Below are 25,883 nucleotides of genomic sequence, written 5' to 3'. Positions count from 1 at the left end.
AAAGAGTGGGGAAATCATTTACGGAAAATACAACTGCCGGCTAAAGACAATCGAAATTTCTTTCCTGGTGCTGCCTGCTGAAAGGATGCACCGATAACAGCAGGTAGCCGCCGCCGCTTACACTGGTTTGTTTTTTTAGCAGCAGTCCCAGGTTATGCAAACCCAGGGTAAGCGGGCCCAGTTTCATTGCCGCGCCAATCCATAATTGTCCCTGTGTATTATACTGCACCGGCAGGTAGGCGCCAAAACCCATGGTTTCCCACCGGGGTGTTATGGTCAGCAGGTTGAGCTCGCGGGTACGCAGTTTCTGGTAGCTGGAAGTGGCATAAAAATTCAGACTCAGTTCTCCGTTGAGGTAAAAATGATTACCCAGGTTCCTGTCTACATTCAGTACAAGCCGGGTGGGCTGGCTTACGGAAAAAGAATTGTTGATGGCAGATGCATCGTTAAACAGGCTCGATACCGTATCTGCAAATCCCTGCGCATCCGTTACGCCGGAAAATTTGCGGTCTGCGTCCGCGTCGGTAATGGTTTGTTTCGGACCGGAGAACTGGCGTGAGTTGGGGCTGGCCTTGTACCGGTGCGCGCCCAGATCCAGTAAACTGACCCCTATCTTCCAGTCATAGGAAAGGTTGTCTTTTTCGGTGTTGTCCTCATCGTATACCAGGTATTCCAGTCCAAGACTCAGTCCCAGCGACAGCGGAGATTTTTTCAGAGCGTCCTTTACACCGTCTGCCGCCAGGCTTTCCGCATAAGCGAATGAACCGCTTCCGTTGGTGAATGCATAGGCGGTGTCTGTCCCGTTCTTGAGTTCGAGGAAACTGAGTTTGTTGAGCTTGGCAAAACCTCCCGAAATGTTTTTCATGATCTGCAGCGTAATACCGCCGCTTAACCGCGAATTGGTTGTTTGGCTCAATACCCTGGAATAACTCAGATCGGCTTCGGCCCAGCCGGCCGTGGTGGCAAATCCCTCGATAAAGGGCGTGGTACGGTTGGCGATCAGAAAATTATTGAAACTGGTTGCCGTTGAATCGATATAGTTAAAGGGGAGTGTTCTGGCATGCGCATAATTGCGTAAGCGGAAATTAACGGCAAAAGCCTGGTTATTGCCGGTCTTGTACATGAAATTGAAAAGACTTATATCGGCATTGCCATGTGCAAACCGGCTCCGGTACCCGTCGCCGATCACCAGCGACCTGCTGCCGTTGGTGTTTTGCAGGTAAAAAGCGTTGGTGCTTGTTTTAACCTGTGCCGAAAGCAGCGTCAGCTCCCATTTATAAACCGAATGCACCAGCGATGCCGGGTTGTTAAACACCGCCGTACTGCCGGTATAGCCGGAACCGTGCAGGGCCTGGTACCCCTGGCTCAGCAGGGTGGTGCCGGAAAACAGAAACAACAGTGCGGGTAGGTAAAAAACAGGTTTTCTCATGGTTCTGGTAGAGAAAGCTAAAATACCGTTTGTTGCCTGTTGTTGTGCGCTTTTACATAGGTTTAACGCATATCACCACAAATACCGTAAGAAACGGGTATTTTTTACCGCATTTGCCGAAGGTTTTTGTAGGTTGTAACGTCTAACTGCTAATCCGGTATTTTGAACGAACAGGAGTTTATCGCGGCGCTGCAAAAAGGAGATGACCAGGCTTTTAAGACCCTGGTGCATACCTGGCAGGATATGGTATTCAATACCGTGCTCTCCATTGTGCAGGACACCGGCGAAGCGGCGGATATAGCGCAGGAAGTGTTTATACAGGTATACCGCTCGGTGCAGGCTTTCCGGGGCGATTCGAAATTGTCTACCTGGCTGTACCGCATCGCCGTAACCCGGGCGATCGATGCGGAGCGGAAAAGAAAAACAAGGAAACGCCTGGCCGCCGTGCGTTCCTGGGTGGGACTGGATGAAAAACAGGATAATCCGCCTTATTTTCATCATCCGGGTGTGCAACTGGACAATAAAGAGAAAGCGGCTGTGTTGTTCAGGGCGATGAAACGCCTGCCCGATATGCAGCGAGCGGCTTTTGTGCTGATCAAGACCGAGGGACTGAGTTATGAGGAAACCGCGGCCGTACTGCAGACAAGCCTGAAAGCGGTGGAGGCTCTGGTGCACCGGGCAAAAGACAACCTTCGGAAACAACTGGCCAATTATTACCGTAACACCTGAGCGTATGCAAAACAACCATCAGCCCCTTGAAAAAGACTTTCCAGACAAAGTGCTGCGAAGTGTGGACGGCATACAGAGGGCCGAAGCGCCGGCATTTCTGTATACCCGGGTAATGGCGGGTATGGCCAAAAGCGGGATGACCCGCGTTTCCTGGTTGGTTAAACCGGCTTTTTCATTTGCGGTGCTGGCTTTACTGCTGCTGGTGAACCTGTTTGCCTTCACAAAATTTCAGGATAAGTCCGAACCGGAACCTGCCGGCTCGGGTATGCAATATTTTGCAGACGAATATGCATTGACCGGTACGGTCTATACCGCTAAAACAAAAACGCATGAATGAGACCCGTAGAATACGATTGCTTACCATCGCCTTTATTTTGCTGGTGGCGCTGAACATTGCCACGCTGACGGCGTTCTTTGTATTCAAGAAGCACGGACCACCGGCAGCACCAAAAGGAGGCACGGCCGATTTTCTGGTAAAGGAACTGGCGCTGGATTCAGCGCAGCAGGAGCAACTGAAAACACTGATCCGGGAACACCGCCAGCAGGTAAGAGACCTGCGCGAACAGAACCGTGCCGCAAAAGATGCTTTTTTTGATCTGTTAAAAGACTCGGTCATTTCAGATAGTGCTTTAGCGGAAGCCGCAGCGGGTGCGGCGGCGGCGGGACAGCAGATGGATATCTTTACATTCCGGCATTTTCAAAAAGTGCGGGCGCTGTGCAACGAAGAGCAAAAACGCCGGTTCGATGCCATCATCCACGAGGTATTGCATATGAATGCCGGACCGGCAGGTGCAGCTCCGGGTGGGCCGCCGCCCGGCGACAGGGGCATGATGCCGCCACCCCAGTAATTCACGAGGTAAATGTATATGTTATGAAAGCAGTGTCAGGCCTGGTATGCGTGCTGCTGGCAGCAACGCTGCAGGCGCAACCGCCAAACGGGCGGCCTCCCGGACCAACAAAGAAAGAACGGCTGCAGCATGTTTCGGAGCGATTCGGAAGGGAACTGCAGCTGACCGATGCGCAAAAGAAAAAACTGGTGGCTGCCTATGCTGTTTTTTTCGACGGTATGGAAGTACTGCGTAAGAAAGAGGGCCGGCCATTACCACCGCCTCCGCCACCACCGCCGGCGGATAAAGCGGCATTTGACAAACTGGTCAAAACACGGGATGCGCGGGTAAAAGCGGCATTGAGCCATGCACAATACCTGCAATACCTGGAGCTGGAAAAAAAGATACGCCCGCCCGGGCCCGGCCAAAGACCGCTGCCCCGTTCCTAAACAAAAACAAAAGCCGGTATTTTTTGATAACGGCTTTTGTTTGACAATAACCCTATTGCTTCAATAGGCAGATAAAAAAGTCCCCTGTAGAAACAGGGGACGTCTTCGATTGCTTGCCATATAAGAAAAAAGAGATAATTAGTATTTTCTTAACCCCCTCATTTCCACTTAGATGCTTCACCCGGGGTACCTTGCGGTCAATTACGGTGTAAAGATAAGGAGGAAATCAATTCACATAGTATTTTAATTATTAATTTTTTGATTTTTATAAAAACTTATAAGAAATGAGCAATATTTATAAAAAATAAAAACATTACAATTAATTAATATTTGATAGCTTTAAATGATGTTTAAAATAATCAAACAATTGATTATTAAATTGTTATTTCGATTTGTACTCCACTAAAGCCTGTTCCAGGCAGTCCATGGAAGAATTTATATCATTTAAATTTAATACGTAAGCCAGCCTGACTTCTTTTTTGCCCAGTCCGGCTGTTCCGTAAAAACCGGTGGCGGGGGCCAGCATAACGGTTTGTCCTTTATGGGAGAAATTCTCGAGCAGCCATTGGCAAAAAACGTCTGCATCATCAATGGGCAGCTGTGCCATCGCATAAAAGGCGCCGCCCGGATTGGGACAGAAAACGCCTTCCATCGCATTCAGTCTTTTTACGATCAGGTCGCGGCGCGATTTGTATTCGGCTTTTGTTGTATCAAAATAATCCGCGGGCAGGTCTATCGCGGCTTCTCCGGCGATCTGCGCAAAACTCGGGGGACTCAACCTTGCCTGTGCAAATTTCATCACGGCTTCCAGCACCGCTTTGTTTTTGGTTACCAGTGCACCGATCCTTCCGCCGCAGGCGCTGTAACGTTTGCTGATGGTATCCATCATGACCACATGTTCTTCGGCGCCTTTGAGGTGCATCGCGCTTATCTGGTGGCCTTCATAGCAGAACTCGCGATAGGCTTCGTCTGAAAACAGATACAGATCGTGTTTCAGGATGATCGCTTTGAGTTCATCCATTTCTTCCCTGCTGTAGAGATAACCGGTTGGGTTATTGGGATTGCAGATGACAATTGCCCTGGTGCGCGGCGTGATCTTTTTTTCTATCTCCGCCACCGGCGGCAGTGCAAATCCGTTTTCGATATGAGAGGTCACCGGCACCACGTTTACACCGGCGGCAACGGCAAAACCATTGTAGTTGGCATAGAACGGTTCGGGAATGATCACTTCGTCGCCCGCATCAAGACAGGTCATGAATGCGAACTGTATCGCTTCGCTTCCGCCGGTAGTAACAATGATCTCGGAAGAGGTTACATCAATGCCTGCGCTTCTGTAATAACTCACCAGTTTGTTGCGGTAGCTTTCGTTGCCGGCGCTATGGCTGTATTCCAGTACCCTGAAATCGCTGTGCCGGACGGCATCCAGTATCAGTTTGGGTGTTTCTATATCGGGTTGCCCGATGTTGAGGTGGTATACCCTGATCCCTTTATTCTTTGCTGCCTCTGCATAAGGAACCAGTTTTCTTATCGGCGAAGCAGGCATGGCCTGTCCACGCTGGCTGATCTGTAACATGCCGCAAAGATAGTTTTGTAACAGACCCAGGCAAAACAAAATCCATTTGCCTGAGCCATTGCGGAGGGTGTTGGTTGAACGAACCGCCTGCCAGATACGAACAAAATTTTGCAGCGGTCTGCTTACACCATGTCTTCGAAAAAAAACCGTTGTTCTTCCCCAAAACAACGAATAAAAAAAGACCCTATCCGTTGCGACAGGGTCTTCTTTTTTATGCCATCCGAACGGTCGTTGCAAGACCGGTCCGGGGTTTGTTTATTTTGTTTTCGGCGTCAGTACATCCCCGTTAATGGTCAGTGTCACCGGCTCGGCAACATTGGCGAATTTAACGGTCACTTTTTTGTTGAACATGCCAAAATTCTCCGCGTTATAAGTCACTTTGATGGTGCCGGTTTTGCCCTTGGCCAGCGGCGCTACGCTGTATTCGGGTTTGGTACAGCCGCATTCTGCGGTAGCCACTTCAATGATCGCAGGTTTGGATGCATTGTTGGTGTAGGCAAATGTATAGGTAGCGGGTACACGGTGTTTGATCTTCCCAAAATCGTGTTTTGTTTCCTTGAAAACGATATCCGAAGCGTTCTGTGCAAACAGGTTTACGCCCAGGAACAGTGCGGCTACGACAAATAGTTTTTTCATGATCGGTTTTTGATAAAGTAATAATCGATATCGGACAACCAAAAATAAGGAGTCGTTTCGAAACTGGTGTTGACAGCCCTTATTTTAGCTAAAATTTAGCCGGGATTAAGACCGCTTTAAGAACCTAAAAAGCTTTTTCGCGGTAAAACTAATTTCCGTTAGTACATTCACCCGGTAATGCTATTTTTGCCCCATGGAACCTACCGCTTCAATTGAATTCCAGGAGGAGATGTTGTCTTTCGAGGGTTTTCGCAATGCCATACTCGAAGACTACCGGGTTGCCGCGATTAGCCGGGAAGTGAGCCTGCTGGGTAGAAGGGAGGTGCTTACCGGTAAAGGTAAGTTCGGCATTTTCGGCGATGGCAAGGAAGTGGCGCAGATAGCCATGGCCAAATTTTTCCAGCCCGGCGATACGCGGAGCGGTTATTACCGTGACCAGACTTTCATGTTTGCATCGGGTCTGGCAACGGTTGAACAGTTCTTTGCGCAGCTCTACGCCGATCCGGATCTGAACAACGATCCGTTCAGTGCGGGAAGGCAGATGGATGCACATTTTGCCACGCCGATCGTTGATGAAGCAGGTAACTGGCTGGATCTTGCCAACCGCAAGAATGTTGCATCGGATATGGCACCAACGGCGGCCCAGATGCCCAGGTCGCTGGGACTGGCATTCGCCTCAAAATGTTTCCGCAATACCCGTAATTCCGGGGAGTTTGAATCTTTAAGCCGCAACGGTAACGAGATCTGTTTCTGCACCATCGGCGATGCCAGCACTTCGGAAGGACATTTCTGGGAAACCATCAATGCCGCCGGTGTTTTGCAGGTGCCGCTTGCCGTATTTGTGTGGGATGACGGATACGGCATCTCGGTTCCTAAAAAATACCAGACCACCAAAGGCTCCATCTCGGAAGCATTGCGTGGTATGGAAAAGGAAGAACATACAAACGGTATCCGCATCTATAAAGTAAAAGCCTGGGATTATGCAGGCATGTGCGAAGTGTTTGAAGAAGCGCTGCAGCAGGTAAGGCAAACACATGTACCCGCCATTTTCCACGTAGAAGAGGTAACGCAGCCGCAGGGGCATTCTACCAGTGGCAGCCATGAGCGATATAAAACAGCCGAACGCCTGGAATGGGAAAAGGAATGGGATTGCCTGCGCAAGATGAAGGAGTGGATGATCGCAAACGGGCTGGGTACCGCGGAAGAACTGAGCGAAGTGGAAGCGGGAGCCAAAAAATTTGTCCGCGACAGCCGCAACCAGGCATGGGATAAATTCCAGGCGCCTATCAGGCGGCAGGCGGCCGAGGTAAGCAAACTGGTGAAAGAAGTGGTCATTAACGATATGGAGGTATACAATCATCTCCAGAAGCTGGCAAAAGACCTCGAAACAAACCGGGAACCCCTGCGCCGCGATTCGCTGCGTACGCTTTCCCTTGCCATGGAAGCCGCGCCCGGTTCGCCTTCTTTCGGCGAACTGAAAACATGTTACGAACAGTTGCTGGCCGAAAACCGCAGGCTGTACAACAGCCATCTTTACAACGAAGGCCCCAAGAGCCCGTTGCTGGTACCCGAGGTAAAACCGCTGGTACCGGCCGACGCACCGGTATTGAACGGTTACGAGGTGCTGAATAAATATTTTGATGCATTGTTCGCCAGCAACCCGTATGTGTATGCGTTTGGAGAAGACGTAGGACATATCGGCGATGTGAACCAGGGTTTTGCCGGTTTGCAGGAAAAACACGGCGCAGACAGGATATCGGATACGGGCATCCGTGAGCTTACCATTGTAGGACAGGCGGTGGGCATGGCATTCCGCGGTTTGCGGCCTATAGCGGAAATACAGTACCTGGATTACCTGCTGTACGGTCTGCAGCCGCTGAGCGATGATGTGGCTACCGTTCATTTCCGTACCAAGGGGCAGCAAAGTTACCCGCTGATCATACGCACCCGCGGTCATAGGCTGGAAGGCATCTGGCACAGCGGTTCTCCCATGGGTATGATGCTGCATGCCCTGCGCGGAATGCATATCTGCGTTCCCAGAAATATGGTGCAGGCCGCGGGCATGTACAATACACTGTTAAAAGGCAACGATCCCGCCATTGTGGTGGAATGCCTGAACGGTTACCGGCTGAAAGAGAAATTACCTGCCAACCTGCTCGAATACACCGTGCCCCTGGGTATACCCGAAGTGGTTCGTGAGGGTACGGATATTACCGTGGTATCGTACGGCTCCACCCTGCGCATTATAGAGGATGCAGCGGAGCGGCTGGCTAAAATGAATATCAGCTGCGAGATACTGGATGTGCAAACGCTGCTGCCATTCGATATCCATCATAAGATACTCGACTCGCTTAAAAAGACCAGCCGTATCGTTTTTGTGGACGAAGATGTTCCCGGTGCTGCGGCGGCCTATATGCTGAATAAGGTGCTGGAAGAGCAGAAAGCTTACCAGTGGCTGGACGCAGCCCCGCAAACCATCACTGCACAGGCGCATCGCCCGGGCTATGGAAGCGATGGCGATTATTTCGGCAAACCCAATGCGGAAGACATCGTCTGGAAGATCAGGGAGATCGTTGCGGAATAGCGCCGGGGTTTCGCCCAAAGGGCAGAACATCCATTTGCATTAATCAAGAAACAGTTCACGCAATTCCCTTGCCGGAACCCAGCAGCTTGTTTTCCTGCCAAACCACCGGTATCGTTTCGCTGCAACCAGATCATAGACAGCATCCCGGAGAAATGGCGGGATAAGGATGCATACATATAACACCGGCCACAACCCGTTCAGCTTTCTCAATACCCGCAGCGCAGCCGTTGACCTGGTGTAAAGATGTTCTCCTTCGAGCAAAAGAAACGAGTTGTTGCCGGCTCGGGGCCGGTATTTTTCCAATACCTGTTGGCCATAGACCCCCTGGAACGAAGCAAACCTGAAATGATGTTGCGGATCGTGTTTTATCACGAATTGCACCGAACGGCTGCAAAGGTTGCAGACGCCGTCAAACAATATAGTGGGGGGAGAATGCAAAAGTTAAAAGTCAAAAGGTACGGGTTAGGATTTACGAAGTACGGACATTTTTTTTCTTTCGTACTTCGTAAATCCTAACCCGTACTTGCAGGCCTGCAGCTTTCTTTTTTTGACTTTTTACTTTCCTAAGCCATGTTGTGGAACACCTTGTTCACGTCTTCATCCTGTTCCAGTTTTTCGATCAGCTTACTTACGTCTTCTGCCTGTTCATCTGTTACAGGAACGGTGGTGGTGGGGATCCATTCCAGCTCGGAGCTGATAGGGGTCATGTTTTTGTCTTCAAGCGCTTTCTGCAGTCTGCCGAAATCAACGAAGGCGCAGCGCAGCACCAGGACGGGATTACCGTTTTCGTCGGTGCTTTCACCCATTTCGTCCAGGCCATGATCGATCAGTTCCAGCTCCAGTTCGTCGGTATCCAGTCCCTCGGGTTTCAGTTTAAAAACGCCCATTTTCCTGAACTGGAAGCTGACGCTGCCGCTGTTGCCCAACGCACCGTTGCCTTTGTTGAAATGGCTTTTAACGTTGGCTACGGTTCGTACATGATTATCTGTTGCGGTTTCCACGAGCAGTGCAACGCCATGGGGCGCATAACCCTCGTACAGTATTTCGTCGAAATTGGAAGTGTCTTTTCCCTGCGCGCGTTTGATGGCCGCTTCCACGCGGTCTTTGGGCATACCCACGCTTTTGGCATTCTGAAAACACCTGCGGAGCCCGGGATTGGTGGCAGGATCGGGTCCGCCGGCTTTTACGGCGATAATGATCTCCTTGCCGATACGCGTAAACTGTTTGGCCATCCTGTCCCAGCGGGCAAACATGGTGGCTTTACGTACTTCAAATATCCTTCCCATAGTCGGTTTTTAGCAGGGGCAAAAATAGGTCAAAACTTAGTGTGGTAAAAATGATAGATGGGAATTGGGAGGAATGGGTTGTCGTGGGGGGACTTGGGTTATCGTGAGTTATCGTGAGACGCCGTGAGTTGGTGGTGTTAGGGAGGATCGGGGCATGGGGTAGCCAAAAAAAAGCCGTATCACTCGATACGGCCTTTTTGATTGGTATGGTTTCGATCAATGTTTCTCGAAATCGGATGCGTTGGGGAGTATGTCTCCCGGTTTGTTCAGCTTGCTGGTTTTGCGGCTGTACAGGAAATACACGACCAGGCCGATTGCCATCCATATAAAGGCAACGGTCAGGGTTTGTTTATCCAGCGCCACGATCATACCGGTACAGATCACGGCACCCAGAATAGGTACGATCGGCACCAGCGGTGTTTTGAATGGACGTTCGATGCCAGGTGATTTCTTGCGCAGTATCCATACGCCGATGCTCACCAGCACGAATGCGAACAGGGTTCCGAACGAGGTAAGATCGCCCGCCACACTGCCCGGTACAAATGCCGCAAACAATCCCACAAAAACAAACAGGATCATATTGGCCTTGTAAGGCGTTTTGTATTTGGGATGCAGCTCGCCGAATGCTTTGGGAATAAGCCCGTCGTTACTCATGGTATAGAATATACGGCTCTGGCCCATCAGCATCACCAGGATCACAGAGGAGAAACCGGCGAGGATGGCCACGGTAACCGCGGTTGCCAGCCATTTGTACTCTGTCATATAGGTTGAGATCGCGTATGCAACAGAAGCTTCTTTACCTGCCGTTTTGAATTCGGTATAGTTGGCAACACCGGTAAGTACATGTCCGAAGAGAATGTATAAAACGGTACAAACCGCCAGCGAACCAAGGATACCGATCGGCATATCGCGTTTGGGATTTTTTGCTTCCTGCGCAGCGGTGCTTACCGCATCAAAACCGATGAAAGCAAAGAACACGATCGCCGCACCGCCGAGTACACCGCCCCATCCGTGTTTGAAGAACCCTTCGTGACCGGGTGTTCCTTCGGGGATGATATAAGGTGTATGGTTTTCCGGTTTGATATAATGCCAGCCCAGTGCAATAAACAATATCACGATCGCCACTTTAATGAATACGATAATGGCATTCACCATAGCGGACTCCTGTGTGCCCCTGATCAGCAGCAGCGTCAGCAGCAGCAGTATCACCAGTGCGGGCGCATTAAGGATACCAGATTGTATGGTCACCAGGTTTTTCAGTCCTTCGGCAAGACCTTTATACTGGTCGTCAGACAGCTGCAGCACACCGGCCTTGGCAGCGGCGGCAATATCGGCCGGGAACTGCGCCAGCGCATCTCCGGTTACGGTGTATAGTTTTTCAAAGGGGGAGTGGCACCATTCATACGGCACGGCCCCGCCCAGTAATTTATTCAGGTATTCGCTCCAGGCAATGGAAACCGTAGCGGCACCCAGTGCATATTCCATAATCAGGGCCCAGCCAATGATCCAGGCAATCAGTTCGCCCATGGTAACATAAGAATAGGCGTAAGCGCTACCCGCGATGGGTATCATGGAGGCGAACTCGGCATAGCACAGTCCGGCGAATGCACAACCGATGGCGGCCACGATAAAAGAAAGCGTAACGGCGGGGCCGGCGGCTTCTGCTGAGGCGGCAGCGGTTCGTACAAACAAACCGGCGCCGATAATGGCGCCAATACCAAGGGCTATCAGGTTGGTAGCCCCTAAAGTCCTTTTCATTCCTTTCTCGGAATCAGCGGCTGTTGCCAGCAACGCTGTCAGGGACTTCTTTCGGGATAAACTCATAATAATTGATTGGGTTTCAAAATAAAAGTTCCGGCAAAATAATGATTTCTTCATATCCCGGTTGAAATCTTTTGAAAATCGGCGGACACCCCTCAGGAGGCGGTCATTTGGCGATAAATACTATATTGCGCACCTAATTGATTGGCCAATGAAGCGTTCCAACCGGCTTACTGTATATATCGTGATTGCAATGGTAGCCGGTATTATTCTTGGCTATATCATTCATACACAGTCTTCTCCGGATTTCATCAAATCCTTTTCCACCAATATCAAACTGCTTACCACCATTTTCCTGCGGTTGGTGCAGATGATCATTGCCCCGCTGGTATTTTCCACACTGGTGGTGGGCATTGCCAAACTGGGCGATCTGAAAACCGTGGGCAGGGTTGGCGGTAAAGCCATGTTATGGTTTATCACCGCATCGCTGGTGAGTCTGCTGCTGGGTATGCTGCTGGTGAATCTTTTCAAACCGGGTGCGGGCATCGACCTTGGCAATGCCGATGTAACAGGCGCCAAAGACCTGGTGGGCAAAACACAGGAGTTCAGCCTGCAGAAATTCGTGGAACATGTATTCCCGAAAAGTGTGGTGGAGTCGATGGCTTCCAACGAAATACTGCAGATCGTTGTGTTCAGCATCTTCTTCGGGATTGCCACGGCGGCGCTGGGTGAGAAAGCAAAAGTGGTGGTGAAAGGACTCGATGCCGTAGCCCATGTAATCCTGCGTATGGTGGGGTATGTGATGAACTTTGCACCCATCGGTGTATTCGGCGCCATCGCCGCCGTGATCGCCACCAAGGGACTGGATGTATTCATTTTTTACGGAAAATATTTATTGTACTTCGTCATAGGCATTGCGGCGTTATGGGCATTGCTGCTGCTGGTGGGATTTATTGTACTGGGAAAAAGATTGCCCGACCTGCTGCGCAGGATATTTCCTGCACTCATTATTGCTTTCAGCACCACCAGCAGTGAAGCGGTGTTCCCGAAACTTACCGAAGAACTGGAAAGGTTCGGCTGTCGCGACAGGATCGTTGCTTTTATCCTACCACTGGGCTATTCTTTCAATCTCGACGGAAGCATGATGTACATGACTTTTGCCAGTATCGCCATCGCCCAGGCCTACGGCATACAACTCGATTTTGGTACGCAGATCACCATGCTGCTGGTATTGATGCTCACCAGTAAGGGTATTGCCGGCGTGCCAAGGGCATCGCTGGTGGTGGTAACCGCCACCTGCGCCATGTTCAATATCCCGCCCGAAGGCATTGCGCTGATATTGCCTATTGATCATTTCTGCGATATGTTCCGTACAGGCACCAATGTACTGGGCAACGCACTCGCTACAAGCGTAGTGAGCAAATGGGAGCATTCCCTGGAAGAACCCGTCATCACCGAACAAGCGTAACCTATGTTAGCAGAGATATTATTACAGGCAGAATTTCACTGGAGCCAGTTGTTGCAGCCACAGTTCTATATCGAACACGGTGGTCTCTGGCTGATCTTACTGGTGGTGTTTGCGGAAACCGGCTTGTTTGTGGGATTTTTTCTCCCGGGCGACAGTCTCCTGTTTGTGGCGGGCATCTACAGCAACGAACTTGCCAAAGCATTTGTTCCCAGCGGTAATGAATACCTCGATCTTTTGGTGCTGGTGATACTGATATCGCTCGCCGGTATAGCGGGTAATTCAGTGGGATACTGGTTTGGCAGAAAAGTGGGGCCTACCATGTACGAATGGAAAGAGAATATGCTGTTCAAAAGAAGGTACCTGCGGCAGGCGCACGATTTTTACGAGAAGCACGGCGGTGGCGCCATCGTTATCGCGCGTTTTATACCGATCGTAAGAACCTTTGCACCCATTGTGGCGGGCATTGTTCAGATGAATGCGAAAAAATTTGTCTTCTATAATATTGTCGGATGCGTGGCCTGGGTGTTCAGCATGCTGGTTGGCGGACATTTCCTGCAGAAATGGATATTGTCCGAATTCGGTTTCGATCTCCGTTTGCACCTGGAAGTGATCGTACTGGGCATTGTACTGGTTACCACGGCCCCGGTTATCATCAAACTGTTTACCGGCCGCTCTAAAACGCATCCAAAAGACAAGGAATGAATTCTGCGGTAAAACAACCCGGTGTTTTTTCCATACCCGTTATCGTGGGCGCACTGGGGTTTTTCGTTGATGTGTACGACCTGCTTCTTTTTGCCATCATCCGCAAACCCAGCCTGGCATCCCTGGGCCTGTCACCCGATGAGGTACTGAGCAAGGGAGAACTGATCATCAGTGTTCAGATGATCGGTCTGTTGGCAGGCGGTATCATCTGGGGTATACTCGGCGATAAGAAAGGAAGGCTGAGCGTGCTGTTTGGCTCTATCATCCTGTACTCGCTGGCCAATATTGCCAATGGCATGGTGCAGAACGTAACGCAGTATACCTGGCTGCGGTTGATAGCGGGCATCGGTCTTGCCGGAGAGCTGGGAGCAAGCATTACGCTGGTAAGTGAAATGCTGCCAAAAGAAAAAAGAGGGCTTGCCGCCTCGGTGATAGCCTGCGCCGGCGTATGCGGTTCTGTTGCCGCTTATTTTGTTTACCAGGGTTTCGGAGACTGGCGTCTTTGTTATTATATCGGCGGCGTGATGGGTTTTCTGCTGCTGTTTCTCCGCGCAAATGTGATGGAGAGCGGCTTATACCAGCAGGTAAAAAAAGAAGGTGTGCCCCGCGGAAATTTTTTGATGCTGTTTGCCCGGCGCGAGCGTGCCTGGCGTTATGCAAAAGGCGTATTGATCGGGCTGCCCGTATGGTATGTGATCGGGTTGCTGATCACGTTCTCGGATAAATTCGGTCTCGAAATGGGTATACAGGGAATCGATCCGGGCAAAGCGGTTATGTACCAGTATGTAGCACTTGCTTTTGGCGATGTATCGGCAGGTCTGCTCAGCAATTACCTCAGGAGCCGGAGAAAAGCCTGGTTCAGTTTCTTTTTTATCATGTGCGTGTTTGTGGTACTTTATTTCCTGCAGGGCACCGGCTGGGGCACCGCGCAGACCATGTACCTGATATGCGCGGGACTGGGATTCGGGGCGGGAACCTCCGTGTTGTACATCACCATGTCGGCAGAGCAGTTCGGAACAAACCTGCGGGCATCCACCGCTATTTCCATCCCCAATGTGGTACGCGGCATGCTGCCGCTGATCATACTGCTGCACAAAGGCATGCGCAACCTTAGCGGCAGCTACATAACAGGCGGCTGGCTAACGGGTATACTTGTACTGTCGCTTGCCTTGTACGCGGCCTTCCATATCAATGAAACATTTGCGAAGGATATGGATTTTGTGGAAGCATAGTAGGAATTGTTATATTGTCAAATGGTTATATGGCTGGATAAAGAAGCCAGAGACAATGCAGCCATTTAACCATACTCACCATCAACCTAACTGCCATGTCAGAAAAAAAATTCGGAGTGCTTTCCCTGCCGGTGATCGTTGCGGCGCTGGGCTATTTTGTGGATATCTACGACCTGTTGCTGTTCACCATTGTACGCGAGCCAAGTTTACAGGGAATCGGCATCGTGTTGTCCGACAAGGCGCAGGTGCTGGCTGCAAGCACAAAGATCATCAACTGGCAGATGGTGGGCTTGCTTATCGGCGGTGTGATATGGGGAACGATCGGTGACCGCAAAGGCCGCTTAAGCGTATTGTTCGGATCCATTGCGCTGTATTCCATCGCCAATTTCCTGACGGGTTTTGTTCAGACAACCGACCAGTATGCCTGGGCAAGATTTGTTGCGGGTATCGGGCTGGCCGGCGAACTGGGTGCGGGTATTACGCTGGTGAGCGAATTGCTTCCCAAAGAAAAAAGAGGCGTAGGCACTTCGCTTGTAGCGGGTATCGGTTTATTTGGCGCGGTGTTCGCCTATTTCATTTATAAGTTCACGAACGATTGGCGGCTTTGTTATAAGATAGGCGGGGGGCTGGGTGTGATCCTGCTGCTGTTGCGTATCTCGGTGGCCGAAAGCGGTATGTTTAAACAGGTAAAGGAAACAGGTGTGCAGCGCGGCAATATCCTGATGTTCTTCACCAACGGCACGCGCTTCAGGAAATACCTGCTGGCCATACTCATCGGGTTGCCTACCTGGTTTGTGATCGGTGTGCTGGTGAACCTAAGCAACCGCTTTGCAAAAGAACTGTACGGCGATAACCAGATCGAAAGCGGCAGGGCCATTATGTATGCCTATGTGGGTATCGCCATCGGCGATATACTGATCGGGTTTGTGAGCCAGTATTTCAAAAGCAGGAAAAAAGCCCTGTTATTGTTTTATGTACTCAGCATGATCTGCCTGGTATTGTTCTTCAGCAGTCTCAATAACAACGACAATGCGATGTACCTGATCTGCGGCCTGCTTGGCTTCAGCACCGGATTCTGGGCTATTTTTGTAACGATGGGAGCGGAACAGTTTGGCACCAATCTTCGTGCAACGGCCGCCACCACGGTACCCAATATGGTTCGCGGCGCATTGCCGCTGATCAACCTGATGTTCCTGAACCTGTTTCAGCAGTCATGGGGATGGGGATTGATCCAGAGCGGTATCGTAACAGGCGTGATCGTGATGGGGGTAACCCTGGTTGCCTTCTATTTTACCGAAGAAACTTTTCACAAAGACCTTAATTACGTTGAGAACTGATGCTCCCCATTGCGCTGCGCCGCTGCGTTAAAAACAATGCTTCACTGCGGAGATGCGGGGAGCAGGGTTTCGCTGCGGGAACAAAAATTTCATCCGGTCCGTATAATTCAGGTAATTCGCAGGATGAAGTTCCTCATCATCCGGCTTTCTTCTATCGGCGATATCGTGCTTACCACGCCGGTGATACGCTGCCTGAAGCAGCAGGTGACAGGTGCCGAGGTACATTTTCTTACCAAAGAGACCTTTCGCGGTATCCTTGCCGATAATCCCTATATCGACAGGGTGATCACACTCGGCAACGACTGGGATAAGATGATCGGAATATTGGTTGCCGAGCAATACGACCATATCATCGACCTGCATCATAACCTGCGCACATTGCGTATTAAGCGTGCCATGAACAAGGTGCCTGCAGATTCTTTCAGCAAACTCAACCTTAGAAAATGGTTACTGACGGCATTAAAGATCAATACGCTTCCGCGCCTGCACATCGTGGACCGCTATCTTGAAACGGTAAAAAAATTCGGCGTGGTAAACGATGGGGCCGGACTGGATTATTTTATTCCCGAAAAAGACCGGGTATCCCCGGAAGACCTGCCCACTTCTCACCAGATGGGGTACATCGGCCTTGTGATCGGCGCAGCTTTGAACACCAAAAAACTGCCCGTTGTCCGGCTGCGCGAATTGTGCCTGCTTATCAATTACCCGATCGTATTATTGGGCGGTCCGGAAGATATGGCCGATGCCGTTGCTATTGCCGCTGCGGATCCGGTAAGGGTGTACAATGCCTGCGGCAAATTCAGGCTCAACGAAAGTGCCGATATCGTTCGCAATGCCCGGCTCATCATCACACACGATACCGGGTTAATGCATATTGGCGCGGCGTTCAAAAAAAACATGATCAGCATCTGGGGCAACACCGTACCGGCTTTTGGTATGGACGCTTACTACGGCGCCGCCGTTTCTGCGGATACCCGGGCCGAAGTGCAGGGTCTGTGGTGCCGGCCCTGCAGTAAGATCGGTTACGCAAAATGCCCGCTGGGTCATTTCAAATGCATGCAGCAGCAGGATGTACGGATGATAGCCGCTGCCGCCATACAGAAAGTGACCGCTGATCAAAAATAAATCCCGCTGTTGCGGGATTTATTTATTGGTCTTTCGTGCTGTCTGCTTTCAGTAATTTCTTATTCACACGGGTATCCTTCTTGATGGCCTTATCCTGTTTTTTGGCAGCGTCTTCGTATTTGCCTTCTGCCAGTTTGCGGTTCATTTTATCTTCTTTCTTGAACACTTTGTCCTGCTTTTTGGCGGCCTTGGTGTATTTCTTTTCCGGTTTCGACAGTGTATCCTGCGCCAGCACAGGTACCGCAAAGCATGCTGCCATCACTGCAGCGGTAAAAAACTTTTTCATAGGATATTGATTTTATGATTTGGGAACGGATCGGTTGATCCGTTCCCCGATTGCTACACAAAATACATTCCAGTTTGCCCGCCGCATTTGTGGAAATAATCCCCCAGAAAATCTACGGGTGGTTATCCCTTGATCCTTTTCGCTTCCGATTCCAGTCCTGTTTTGCGATCCCTTGCAGACTTTACCTGGTTGCTGCCAAAGCGGTAGGTAAAGTTTACGCGGAACGTGCGGCTCTCCCAATAACCATTGGCATTGATGTACAGGCCGCCAAAATTGCTGTTGGCCGTCCATGGACTGGTATGGAAGATATCGGTAACGGTCAATTTCACCGTGGCTTTTTTCTGAAGGAACTGCTTCTGTACGCCAAAGTCAATACCTGCCTGCGCACTGGTTTTCCAGGTGGCCGCCCAAACAGACGGACCATTGAACCAGCCGCTCAATTCCATGGTATAGTCTTTTCCCAGCGTATAGGTATGCTGCATGTAAGCGCCTATCATCGGAATTTCCGTGTGCACTTTATTGGCGCCGATCATGCCGTCGAACAGCTGGTAGTTGTACCAGAAGTTGGCGTAGCCGTTCCACCATTTGGCGATGGGTAAGGGAGAGCCGATGCTGAAGCTCAGTATCTGCTGGTTGGCCAGGTTACGCTGCTGTACATACGTGGCGTTATTGGTGGTATCGGTTGTCTGCGTTGCATAGTCCTTGATATAACTGTAGCCAACGGTCGTGTTCAGGAACGACAGGAATGTATGTGTGAGCTCAATGTTATTTGTGTACTGCGGACGAAGGAATGCGTTTCCTTTTTCGTAGGTCAGCTCGTCCAGTTTGTTCTCAAAAGGATTCAGGTCCTGGTAAGTCGGCCTGTCGATACGCCTGCTGTATGTCAGGTTCAGCGTATGTTTTTTGTTTACCGTCCAGGTTAATGCCGCGCTTGGGAAAAGATCGAAATAACTTCTTTTTACGTTGTTGTCTGACTGAACGATGCCGTCGTCTCTTGTGAGATCGCCCTCGCTGTTGGTTTGTTCCATGCGCAACCCTGCCTGAAGGCTCCATTTCGGGTTAAGCTGGCGGTTGTAGTTTACATAGGCGGCGTTTACATTTTCGGTATAGGCAAAGCGATTGCTGCGTGTCATCTGTTTTACCGGAACACCGTTGATATCATTAAAGAATTCGAATGTATTCTTTGTTTTGACATACGACACTTTGGCGCCATAGCCCAGTTTGCCTTTCCATTTGGGCAATTCCACATCCACTTTGGCGGTATAGATATCGATATCTGTGGGTGTGTTGTTCCGGTTGATCACCTGGTACAGCGGGCTTCCGTTTTTATCGAGGTAGTAATTGGGCTGGTAACTTCTTCCTTTGCCCCTGAACAGGCCGTAATCCGCATCGAAATTGACCTCTTTGCCAGCGGTATCCGCGTAGCGGTAGTTGATGTTTGTATTCATATTGGTACGCGTACCGGGAATGGCGTTAAAAGCCTGCAGTGTTTTAATGTACTGGTTAGTGGGCTTGTACGATACATCCGTACGGCTGTTGCTGCTCCAGGTACCGTCGTTGAAGCTGGAGGTAACCAGTACACCAAAGGTGTTCCTGTTATCGAGGAAGAAATCCGCACCGGCTTTCAGGTTAAGGTTTTTGCCTTCGCTTCTGTTGATGCTGTGCTGGTCGTAGAGAGAATCTCTCTGGATGCGGTAAAGGTTCAGGCCGTTTTCATATACACCCAGGTTGCCGCTTACATTGCTGAAAAGATTTACTTTTTTATCGCGGTAGTTCAGGTTGGCAGAAGCATTGCCTTTTGGCGTAATACCCTGTACGTAACCTGCGGTAATGCTGCCGTTGGTTCCGAATTTTTTGTTCTTTTTCAGGCGGATATTGATCACACCGGCATTGCCGCTGGCATCGTATTTGGCGCTCGGATTGCTGATCATTTCGATCGCTTCCACATCGTTGCTGTTGATGCTCTTGAGATAGGCGGCAAGGTCTTTTGTATCCAGCTGCATCATCTTTCCGTCAACATATATTTTTACACCCGTCTTTCCCTTCATCGAAATATTGTCGTTGTTATCCACCTGTATGCCCGGGCTTTTCTGCAGCAGTTCCATGGCGTTGCTGCCTGTGGCATTGATGCTGCTTTCCACATTGAAAATGGTTTTGTCTGCCTTGATCTCGATCATCGGTTTTTTGGAAGTAACGGTAACTTCCTGCAGTTTATTGACAGCAGGCTGTAAAACCGTGGCACCTGATGAAAAAGACTGCCCCGCCCGCAGATCGAATGCATCGGAGTATTTTTTCTCGAAACCGATGATGGAATAACTCAGCAGGAACCTGCCGGTTTGATGGGCGCTGATCTCAAATTTGCCGCCGGCATCTGTTAGGTCTGCCTTTACAAGGCTGCTGTCTTTTGATTGTAATAAAGAAACAGAAACAGCCGGCATCGCTTTGCCTGCATTGTCTGTAATAGTACCCGAAACAGTTGCTTTGGTTTGTGCAAAACCTTCCGTTGTAAAAGCCAGTCCAGATAACATTGCCAGTAATAATACGCGTCTCATTGTCGTTAATTTTTGTGCTCGTGAGACGCAAAGCACTTTTATTTGTTACAGCCTTACTCCTTAAATAGGGACGAAAAGCATCAAACGCAGTATGAACGGCAGAAAAACAGGGCCGGACTTTTTCGGCAAAACCGGTTGGGTGCTGCAACAAAAAAGCAATCACTATTGTGTGATTGCTTTTTTGCCGGTCTGCAGTCTGTTGCCAATCATCTGTATACCAACAACTAACAGACCGGAAGATGTAAACCGATCAAAGCGTTTTTAAAACATCATTCATACTTCTCACTGCATCTGCGCTTTTGTTGAACAGTTCCTGCTCTTCTGCATTCAGTTTGAAGTCAACGATTTTCTCCCAGCCTTTTCTGCCGATCACAACAGGTACACCAAGACAGATGTCTTTTTGTCCGTACTCGCCTTCCAGGCTTACGCAGCAGGTGAACAGTTTTTTCTCATCACGAACAATGCTTTCCACCAGTGCTGCCCCGGCGGCACCGGGTGCATACCAGGCAGAAGTGCCGATCAGTTTGGTAAGTGTTGCACCACCAACCATTGTATCAGCTACAATCTGTTTTTGCTGCTCTGCACTGAGAAAGTTGGTTACAGGAGCGCTGTTCCAGGTGGCCAGGCGGATCAGCGGAATCATGGTGGTATCGCCATGGCCGCCCACTACCACTGCATTCAGATCGGCGGGGCTGCAACCCAGGTGCTGGCTGAGCTGGTATTTGAAACGGGCGCTGTCAAGCGTTCCGCCCATACCGATGATGCGGTTCTTTGGCAGACCGGTTGACTGCAGCGCCAGGTAGGTCATGGTGTCCATCGGGTTGCTGATCACGATGATGATTGCATCGGGGGAGTATTTCAGTATATTTTCCGCAACGCCTTTTACAATGCCGGCATTGGTACCGATCAGTTCTTCGCGGGTCATACCGGGTTTACGCGGCAGGCCGGAAGTGATCACCACCACATCGGATTTGGCGGTCTTGGCATAATCGTTGGTACTTCCGCTGATACGGGTATCGAAACCCAGCAGCGCGGCCGTCTGCATCATATCCTGCGCCTTACCTTCGGCCAGGCCTTCCTTGATGTCCAGGATCACCAGTTCATCAGCCAGTTGCGCACGCGCAATATTGTCGGCACAGGTTGCACCTACGGCACCGGCACCTACCACAGTTACTTTCATAAAAACAGCTATTTAGAGAGTGAAGAATTTTTGACCGGGCAAAGGTAGGGATTGGTGGGAATAGTTGGGGGCTTTGGTTTAAAGGGTTTTGGTCTGTGGTTAGGTTACCTATTGCAATTACAGGCTACAGACCACAAACCTATTTCTTTCTCACCAGCGGTATCAGGTTCACCGCTTCAATGGCGGGGTTGTGCGGCGGATCGAATACCCTGATCAGCCGGCGTTTCTGGTCGTAAACCGCTGTGAAAGGGGTGGATTCCACGCGGTAGAACGCGGGTACAAAATACCTGGGATCGCGGCCGATCCTTACATTGGGCAGGGTATTGAGACCGTATACCTGCGAAAACTCGTTGATCTCATTCGGCGGATTGTACGATACAAAAACGAAGAAGACCTGCCTGAGACTGTCCATATGCGTTACAATATCTTTTGCCGCAACCTGACAATGGCCACAGGTGGGCGAAAAATACATGATGACCACATAGGGATATTTGTCCGCGGCGGGCAGCATATTGGCGGTATACCAGGTGCTGTCGGATAGCAGTATGTTGAACGCGGGGATAGTCGGATCCTTCTTATAGGGCGCATCCTGTTCGGCTGTTTGGGCGGATACGGCCATGCTGCATAGTGAAACGATCAGAAATACAAATGCCTTTTTCATGTTATTGGTTTTTGGATACAGGCAGGTTGCCATGGGCTTCCATCATACGCATCTGTTTTGCATCCTGCAGAAAATCGGAGGCGAAGATGAAATTGTTCAGCAACTCGTCTTTGCTGAAAATGATGTCCTTATTGGAGCCTTCCCACTGCTTGCGTCCCTGGTGAAGGTATACGATATGATCGCCGATCTCCATTACGCTGTTCATGTCATGGGTAACCACGATGGTGGTGATATTGTACTCGGTGGTGATTTCCTTGATCAGTTTATCGATCACCAGCGAGGTCTGCGGATCAAGCCCCGAGTTGGGTTCATCGCAAAACAGGTACCTGGGGTTGAGTACGATGGCCCGGGCGATGCCGACCCTTTTTTTCATACCGCCGCTGATCTCGGAAGGGTATTTTTTGTTGGCGTCTTTCAGGTTCACTTTGGCAAGCACTTCATCCACGCGTTTCTTTTTTTCTGCCGTGCTCCAGTCGGTGAACATATTGAGCGGGAACACCACATTCTGTTCAACCGTCATGGAATCAAACAACGCCGTTCCCTGGAACAGCATACCAATCTGCTGGCGCAGCTGCTTGCGTTCCTCTTCCTGCATGCTGATCATATCTACACCATTGTACAGGATGGATCCCCGGTCGGGTTCGAATAAGCCCACCATGCATTTGGTGAGTACGGTTTTGCCGCTGCCGCTGGTGCCGATGATCAGGTTACATTTGCCGGCCTCCATTACCGCACTGATATCGTCCAGGATCACCCTGTCATCAAACTTTTTCTGAATATGCTGCAGCTCGATCATGGTATGAAGATAAACCGATGCCGTCGATTATAACACTTCCACCTGGTTTCTTAACAAATCCTCAAATGCATCACGTCTGCCGATCAGGTGCGACTGTCCGTTGATCACCAGCACCTGTGCAGGTTTGTAGCGTGAATTATAATTGCTGCCCATTTCAAAACCGTAGGCACCGGCGTTGTAGAATACCAGCAGGTCTCCTTCGCGTACCTCGTTCAGTTCCCTGTCCCAGGCAAATGTGTCGGTTTCGCATATATTACCGGTAACGGCATAGTGTTTCGGGGCGCCTTCGGGATGGCTGATGTTCTCTATACGGTGATAGGCCTCATAGAACATAGGCCTGATCAGGTGATTGAAACCGGTATTGATACCCGCAAATTCGGTATGACCGCTTTGCTTCAGCACGTTTACCGAGGTAACAAAATAACCGCATTCGCTGACCAGGAATTTACCCGGCTCAAACCATGTCTGGAAATCCCTGCCGTAAGCGGCGTTGATCTTTTCCAGGAATTCACCCACTTTTTCGCCAAGCAGGTCTATATCGGTTCCCTGTTCGCTTTCTTTATACGGCACTTTGAAGCCGCCGCCCATATCCAGGTAGGAGAGATGGGGAAAATGCGGGGCCAGCTCGAAAAAGATATCGGCCACTTTCATGAACACTTCCACATCCTTGATCTCGCTGCCGGTATGTATATGCAGACAGTTGATGCGCAGGTCGTATTGTTTCTGCAGGGAAAGAATGGCATCCAGCTGCTCTATCGAGATGCCGAACTTGCTTTTTTCATGACCTGTGGAAATTTTCAGGTGACCACCGGCCATGATATTGGGCCGAAGACGGATGCCAACCGGGTAGCCGCTGCCGTATTTCCTGCCGAATTTTTCGAGGTTGGACAGGCTGTCTATATTAACCGCAACACCCTGTGCAACGGCGTCTTCTATTTCGGCAAAGGCAATGCCATTGCTGGTGTACAGTATGTTGGCCGGTTCGATCCCGGCGCGTATCGCAAGATGCACTTCGTTGATTGAACTGCAGTCCACATTACAGCCGATGGCGTTGATGTGTTTCAGTATATTGATATTGGTCAGCGCCTTGCAGGCATAGAAGATGCGGGCATTGCTTCGGGAGAATGCATTTTTCAGCTTCGCGTATTGTTCCGTAATTTTTTCGGCATGGTACACATACACGGGCGTGCCGTATTCCCCGGCAATTTGTTTCAGTTCCGAATGAGAAAGGGTGGACATGGTGGTGGGATTGCGAAATTTTGAGATTGGAAAATTCTGGAATTTGAATCAGCAAATCCATTTCAAAATTTCCCAATTCCCGATTCCAAAATCAATATTACAGTTCTTCCGAAGGTTTTTCCTCTCCGCCTTCTTCTTCATCGGCACGAACAATAAGTTCGCCGTCTACATTTACCGTCAGTTCCGATACATCGCCCTCCTGGTGTTCTTCGGCCACTTCTTCTGCAATGGGTTTGTCGGTAAAGTCTTCGGGTTTGATGATGGTAGCTTCCACCACCTGGTCGGCAAGCACTTCCCTGATCTTTGGCAGGTCTTCGGGAGAGTTGATGCCGAAATAATCCATGAAGTTTTTCGAGGTGGAATATACCAGCGGTTTGCCGGGCAGGTGCTCGTTGCGGCCGCTGATCAGGATCAGTTCTTTTTCGAGCAGTTTCTGAATGCTGTAATCGCTGTTCACGCCGCGTATCGCTTCAATCTCTCCCTTGGTGATGGGCTGTTTGTAAGCGATAATGGCCAGCGTTTCCAGCGCAGCGTTGGAAAGACGCTTCAGAAACTTGTCGCCATTCAGCTGGGCAATGGTTTTATGGTAGTCTTTCTTGGTAAGGAACTGCCAGCCGCCGCCGCTTTCCCTTACCTCGAACGGGTAAAATTCAGAATCGTATTTCTCGCGGATGCCCTGGATGGCGCTTTCCACCTGGTCAAGCGTAATGCGTTCTTCCAGGAAGCCAAATGTATTGTTGATCAGTTCAACTATATCCAAAGAGGTCAGTGGTTTTTCACTGGCAAAAACAAGTACCTCTATATGTGGGATGATCTGGCTGAGTTCCATGTTGATTTGAAAATTTGAACATTTGAACATTTGAAAATAAGGCAAGACCTCCAATGATTGGTGCTAATTTTGAGATTAGCCTATTTCAAACTTTCAAATTGACTATCCCTGCAGGGCCGCTGCGCCGCTTACGATCTCGGTCAGCTCGGTTGTAATGGCTGCCTGTCTTGCACGGTTGTAGCTGATCTTCAGGTTCTTCAATAATTCGTTGGCATTATCGCTGGCCTTGTCCATTGCGGTCATACGCGCACCGTGTTCGCTGGCATTGCCATCGAGAACGGCCTTGTATAATTGTGTGTTCAGGATCTTCGGCATCAGTTCGGCAATCAGTTGTTCCTTCTCGGGCTCGAAAATGAAATCGGCTTTCTTGCCGCCGGGTTTACCCGCTGCTTTCGGAATCGGCAGAAACTGCTCGGCCACAAAACGCTGGGTGGCCGCGTTCTTGAATTCGCTGTATACGATCTCAACGGCATCGAATTCCCTGTTCTCAAAAGCTTTCATCGCGGCCTGTGCGGCAGCCTGTACCTGTTCAAAAGAAAGATTGAGGTAGATATCCTTAAAAGCGGCATCGGTCTGGTAACCTGCTTTGGTCAGGCTTTCCCATCCTTTCTTGCCGATATTCCAGATGGTTACCTTGCCTTTTTTGAACTGGTCGGCGTATTTCTGCGCCACGGTTGTCTTGGCCAGCTTCACGATATTGGCGTTATAACCGCCGCAGAGTCCACGGTCGCTGGTGATCACGATCAGCAACACTTTTTCCACGGGTCTTTCTTCGGCCAGTTTCAGGTTCATACCGCCTTCGATATTGCTGATGATATTGCTCAGCATCTCCTGCAGTTTCTGCGCATAAGGCCTCATCTGGGTGATGGCATCCTGCGCCCTGCGCAGTTTGGCCGCACTCACCATTTTCATTGCCTTGGTAATCTGCTGCGTACTCTGTACACTCTTGATCCGGTTACGTACCTCTTTTAACTGTCCTGCCATGGTCTTTGTATTATAAGGATCGGGTTCGGACTGCGGCAATGCTGCGCGTGTTCCGTACACGGCCCTTTTTAAGGCTGCAAAAGTAGCAGAAATGACGGTAAAAACAATAAGAATACGCAATTACGGCATCAACACCGCAAACCGCCGGTGGCTGACCGATTACTGATTGATATTCTGAAAGTTAAGTATATGATAAAGATTCCGCCACCCGGCCGCAG

Annotated in this window: 24 protein-coding genes; 10 read left to right on the top strand and 14 right to left on the bottom strand. The window is 50.1% G+C overall.

The window, feature by feature from the left end; genetic code table 11:
* Positions 1–40: 40 nt before the first annotated feature.
* Positions 41–1,429 carry a hypothetical protein gene (locus GWC94_RS11365; RefSeq protein ID WP_161835139.1) on the bottom strand — a complete coding sequence of 463 codons (1,389 nt, stop codon included), beginning with the start codon at positions 1,427–1,429 and terminating at the stop codon, positions 41–43.
* Between the two features lie 162 nt (positions 1,430–1,591).
* On the opposite strand from GWC94_RS11365, the gene GWC94_RS11360 reads away from it, so the two are divergent.
* Genes GWC94_RS11360 through GWC94_RS11345 form a run of 4 tightly spaced genes read left to right on the top strand, consistent with a single transcriptional unit; the run spans position 1,592 to position 3,434 of the window.
* Entirely contained in the window at positions 1,592–2,158 is a 567-nt protein-coding gene (locus GWC94_RS11360; RefSeq protein ID WP_202628741.1) for an RNA polymerase sigma factor, read from the top strand.
* A 4-nt stretch (positions 2,159–2,162) separates the two neighbouring features.
* Complete coding sequence (locus GWC94_RS11355; protein ID WP_161835138.1) at positions 2,163–2,495, top strand: hypothetical protein; 333 nt, start codon at positions 2,163–2,165, stop codon at positions 2,493–2,495.
* Positions 2,488–3,006, top strand: a complete 519-nt coding sequence (locus tag GWC94_RS11350; protein WP_161835137.1) for a Spy/CpxP family protein refolding chaperone — start codon at positions 2,488–2,490, stop codon at positions 3,004–3,006. The genes GWC94_RS11355 and GWC94_RS11350 overlap by 8 nt, the downstream gene beginning before the upstream one ends.
* Before the next feature lie 23 nt (positions 3,007–3,029).
* On the top strand, positions 3,030–3,434 hold the full coding sequence (locus tag GWC94_RS11345) for a hypothetical protein (RefSeq protein ID WP_161835136.1): 405 nt from the start codon (positions 3,030–3,032) through the stop codon (positions 3,432–3,434).
* A 382-nt stretch (positions 3,435–3,816) separates the two neighbouring features.
* Here the strand turns inward: GWC94_RS11345 and GWC94_RS11340 are convergent, their stop codons facing one another.
* Positions 3,817–5,007 carry a pyridoxal phosphate-dependent aminotransferase gene (locus tag GWC94_RS11340; protein ID WP_161835135.1) on the bottom strand — a complete coding sequence of 397 codons (1,191 nt, stop codon included), beginning with the start codon at positions 5,005–5,007 and terminating at the stop codon, positions 3,817–3,819.
* A 255-nt stretch (positions 5,008–5,262) separates the two neighbouring features.
* Positions 5,263–5,643 (bottom strand): DUF1573 domain-containing protein, encoded by a 381-nt coding sequence (locus tag GWC94_RS11335; protein WP_161835134.1) that lies wholly within the window; start codon positions 5,641–5,643, stop codon positions 5,263–5,265.
* A 193-nt stretch (positions 5,644–5,836) separates the two neighbouring features.
* Here GWC94_RS11335 and GWC94_RS11330 point away from each other — a divergent pair, with 193 nt between their 5' ends.
* Positions 5,837–8,227, top strand: coding sequence for an alpha-ketoacid dehydrogenase subunit alpha/beta (locus tag GWC94_RS11330; RefSeq protein WP_161835133.1), 2,391 nt, complete (start codon positions 5,837–5,839; stop codon positions 8,225–8,227).
* A gap of 39 nt (positions 8,228–8,266) precedes the next feature.
* Here the strand turns inward: GWC94_RS11330 and GWC94_RS11325 are convergent, their stop codons facing one another.
* From GWC94_RS11325 to GWC94_RS11315, 3 genes are all read right to left on the bottom strand, one after another.
* Entirely contained in the window at positions 8,267–8,644 is a 378-nt protein-coding gene (locus GWC94_RS11325; protein WP_235918561.1) for a thiol-disulfide oxidoreductase DCC family protein, read from the bottom strand.
* 146 nt (positions 8,645–8,790) lie between these two features.
* On the bottom strand, positions 8,791–9,513 hold the full coding sequence (locus tag GWC94_RS11320; protein ID WP_161835131.1) for a YebC/PmpR family DNA-binding transcriptional regulator: 723 nt from the start codon (positions 9,511–9,513) through the stop codon (positions 8,791–8,793).
* Positions 9,514–9,729: 216 nt separating this feature from the next.
* On the bottom strand, positions 9,730–11,337 hold the full coding sequence (locus GWC94_RS11315) for an amino acid permease (RefSeq protein ID WP_161835130.1): 1,608 nt from the start codon (positions 11,335–11,337) through the stop codon (positions 9,730–9,732).
* 148 nt (positions 11,338–11,485) lie between these two features.
* Here GWC94_RS11315 and GWC94_RS11310 point away from each other — a divergent pair, with 148 nt between their 5' ends.
* From GWC94_RS11310 to GWC94_RS11290, 5 genes are all read left to right on the top strand, one after another.
* Positions 11,486–12,742, top strand: a complete 1,257-nt coding sequence (locus tag GWC94_RS11310) for a dicarboxylate/amino acid:cation symporter (protein ID WP_161835129.1) — start codon at positions 11,486–11,488, stop codon at positions 12,740–12,742.
* A 3-nt stretch (positions 12,743–12,745) separates the two neighbouring features.
* Complete coding sequence (locus GWC94_RS11305; protein ID WP_161835128.1) at positions 12,746–13,444, top strand: DedA family protein; 699 nt, start codon at positions 12,746–12,748, stop codon at positions 13,442–13,444.
* The gene (locus tag GWC94_RS11300) at positions 13,441–14,676 is read left to right on the top strand and encodes an MFS transporter (RefSeq protein WP_161835127.1); all 1,236 of its coding nucleotides are present in this window, start codon (positions 13,441–13,443) and stop codon (positions 14,674–14,676) included. The genes GWC94_RS11305 and GWC94_RS11300 overlap by 4 nt, the downstream gene beginning before the upstream one ends.
* Positions 14,677–14,771: 95 nt before the next feature.
* Positions 14,772–16,013, top strand: coding sequence for an MFS transporter (locus GWC94_RS11295; RefSeq protein ID WP_161835126.1), 1,242 nt, complete (start codon positions 14,772–14,774; stop codon positions 16,011–16,013).
* A 123-nt stretch (positions 16,014–16,136) separates the two neighbouring features.
* Positions 16,137–17,138 (top strand): glycosyltransferase family 9 protein, encoded by a 1,002-nt coding sequence (locus GWC94_RS11290; protein WP_161835125.1) that lies wholly within the window; start codon positions 16,137–16,139, stop codon positions 17,136–17,138.
* Between the two features lie 22 nt (positions 17,139–17,160).
* Here the strand turns inward: GWC94_RS11290 and GWC94_RS11285 are convergent, their stop codons facing one another.
* The 8 genes from GWC94_RS11285 to atpG all read right to left on the bottom strand — a co-directional run bounded on the left by GWC94_RS11285 (position 17,161) and on the right by atpG (position 25,725).
* Positions 17,161–17,424 (bottom strand): hypothetical protein, encoded by a 264-nt coding sequence (locus tag GWC94_RS11285; RefSeq protein ID WP_161835124.1) that lies wholly within the window; start codon positions 17,422–17,424, stop codon positions 17,161–17,163.
* Positions 17,425–17,546: 122 nt separating this feature from the next.
* Positions 17,547–19,976, bottom strand: coding sequence for a TonB-dependent receptor (locus GWC94_RS11280; RefSeq protein ID WP_161835123.1), 2,430 nt, complete (start codon positions 19,974–19,976; stop codon positions 17,547–17,549).
* A 250-nt stretch (positions 19,977–20,226) separates the two neighbouring features.
* Positions 20,227–21,156, bottom strand: coding sequence for a malate dehydrogenase (gene mdh / locus GWC94_RS11275; protein ID WP_161835122.1), 930 nt, complete (start codon positions 21,154–21,156; stop codon positions 20,227–20,229).
* 139 nt (positions 21,157–21,295) lie between these two features.
* Complete coding sequence (locus tag GWC94_RS11270; RefSeq protein ID WP_161835121.1) at positions 21,296–21,817, bottom strand: peroxiredoxin family protein; 522 nt, start codon at positions 21,815–21,817, stop codon at positions 21,296–21,298.
* A gap of 1 nt (position 21,818) precedes the next feature.
* Positions 21,819–22,613: an ABC transporter ATP-binding protein gene (locus tag GWC94_RS11265; RefSeq protein WP_161835120.1), complete on the bottom strand. Its 795-nt coding sequence runs from the start codon at positions 22,611–22,613 to the stop codon at positions 21,819–21,821.
* 27 nt (positions 22,614–22,640) lie between these two features.
* A complete protein-coding gene (lysA, locus tag GWC94_RS11260) occupies positions 22,641–23,852 on the bottom strand; it encodes a diaminopimelate decarboxylase (RefSeq protein WP_161835119.1) in 1,212 nt (403 codons plus the stop codon).
* 97 nt (positions 23,853–23,949) lie between these two features.
* Positions 23,950–24,681: an SMC-Scp complex subunit ScpB gene (gene scpB / locus GWC94_RS11255; RefSeq protein WP_161835118.1), complete on the bottom strand. Its 732-nt coding sequence runs from the start codon at positions 24,679–24,681 to the stop codon at positions 23,950–23,952.
* A gap of 102 nt (positions 24,682–24,783) precedes the next feature.
* Positions 24,784–25,725, bottom strand: coding sequence for an ATP synthase F1 subunit gamma (gene atpG, locus GWC94_RS11250; RefSeq protein WP_317163465.1), 942 nt, complete (start codon positions 25,723–25,725; stop codon positions 24,784–24,786).
* Positions 25,726–25,883 lie beyond the last annotated feature (158 nt).

This window comes from Sediminibacterium soli (assembly GCF_009939225.1).
Classification (GTDB): Bacteria; Bacteroidota; Bacteroidia; order Chitinophagales; family Chitinophagaceae; genus Sediminibacterium; species Sediminibacterium soli.
Note: the sequence above shows the minus strand (reverse complement) of the source record. Positions and strands in the feature narration are given on the sequence as shown.

Coding starts and splice junctions, on each gene's coding strand:
- scpB (WP_161835118.1), bottom strand. CDS start 24,681: ATGGAACTCAGCCAGATCATCCCACATATAGAGGTACTTGTTTTTGCC.
- GWC94_RS11315 (WP_161835130.1), bottom strand. CDS start 11,337: ATGAGTTTATCCCGAAAGAAGTCCCTGACAGCGTTGCTGGCAACAGCC.
- GWC94_RS11345 (WP_161835136.1), top strand. CDS start 3,030: ATGAAAGCAGTGTCAGGCCTGGTATGCGTGCTGCTGGCAGCAACGCTG.
- GWC94_RS11310 (WP_161835129.1), top strand. CDS start 11,486: ATGAAGCGTTCCAACCGGCTTACTGTATATATCGTGATTGCAATGGTA.
- GWC94_RS11330 (WP_161835133.1), top strand. CDS start 5,837: ATGGAACCTACCGCTTCAATTGAATTCCAGGAGGAGATGTTGTCTTTC.
- GWC94_RS11335 (WP_161835134.1), bottom strand. CDS start 5,643: ATGAAAAAACTATTTGTCGTAGCCGCACTGTTCCTGGGCGTAAACCTG.
- GWC94_RS11290 (WP_161835125.1), top strand. CDS start 16,137: ATGAAGTTCCTCATCATCCGGCTTTCTTCTATCGGCGATATCGTGCTT.
- lysA (WP_161835119.1), bottom strand. CDS start 23,852: ATGTCCACCCTTTCTCATTCGGAACTGAAACAAATTGCCGGGGAATAC.
- GWC94_RS11305 (WP_161835128.1), top strand. CDS start 12,746: ATGTTAGCAGAGATATTATTACAGGCAGAATTTCACTGGAGCCAGTTG.
- GWC94_RS11300 (WP_161835127.1), top strand. CDS start 13,441: ATGAATTCTGCGGTAAAACAACCCGGTGTTTTTTCCATACCCGTTATC.
- GWC94_RS11350 (WP_161835137.1), top strand. CDS start 2,488: ATGAATGAGACCCGTAGAATACGATTGCTTACCATCGCCTTTATTTTG.
- GWC94_RS11355 (WP_161835138.1), top strand. CDS start 2,163: ATGCAAAACAACCATCAGCCCCTTGAAAAAGACTTTCCAGACAAAGTG.
- GWC94_RS11340 (WP_161835135.1), bottom strand. CDS start 5,007: ATGTTACAGATCAGCCAGCGTGGACAGGCCATGCCTGCTTCGCCGATA.
- GWC94_RS11270 (WP_161835121.1), bottom strand. CDS start 21,817: ATGAAAAAGGCATTTGTATTTCTGATCGTTTCACTATGCAGCATGGCC.
- GWC94_RS11285 (WP_161835124.1), bottom strand. CDS start 17,424: ATGAAAAAGTTTTTTACCGCTGCAGTGATGGCAGCATGCTTTGCGGTA.
- GWC94_RS11280 (WP_161835123.1), bottom strand. CDS start 19,976: ATGAGACGCGTATTATTACTGGCAATGTTATCTGGACTGGCTTTTACA.
- mdh (WP_161835122.1), bottom strand. CDS start 21,156: ATGAAAGTAACTGTGGTAGGTGCCGGTGCCGTAGGTGCAACCTGTGCC.
- GWC94_RS11265 (WP_161835120.1), bottom strand. CDS start 22,613: ATGATCGAGCTGCAGCATATTCAGAAAAAGTTTGATGACAGGGTGATC.
- GWC94_RS11320 (WP_161835131.1), bottom strand. CDS start 9,513: ATGGGAAGGATATTTGAAGTACGTAAAGCCACCATGTTTGCCCGCTGG.
- GWC94_RS11295 (WP_161835126.1), top strand. CDS start 14,772: ATGTCAGAAAAAAAATTCGGAGTGCTTTCCCTGCCGGTGATCGTTGCG.
- GWC94_RS11365 (WP_161835139.1), bottom strand. CDS start 1,429: ATGAGAAAACCTGTTTTTTACCTACCCGCACTGTTGTTTCTGTTTTCC.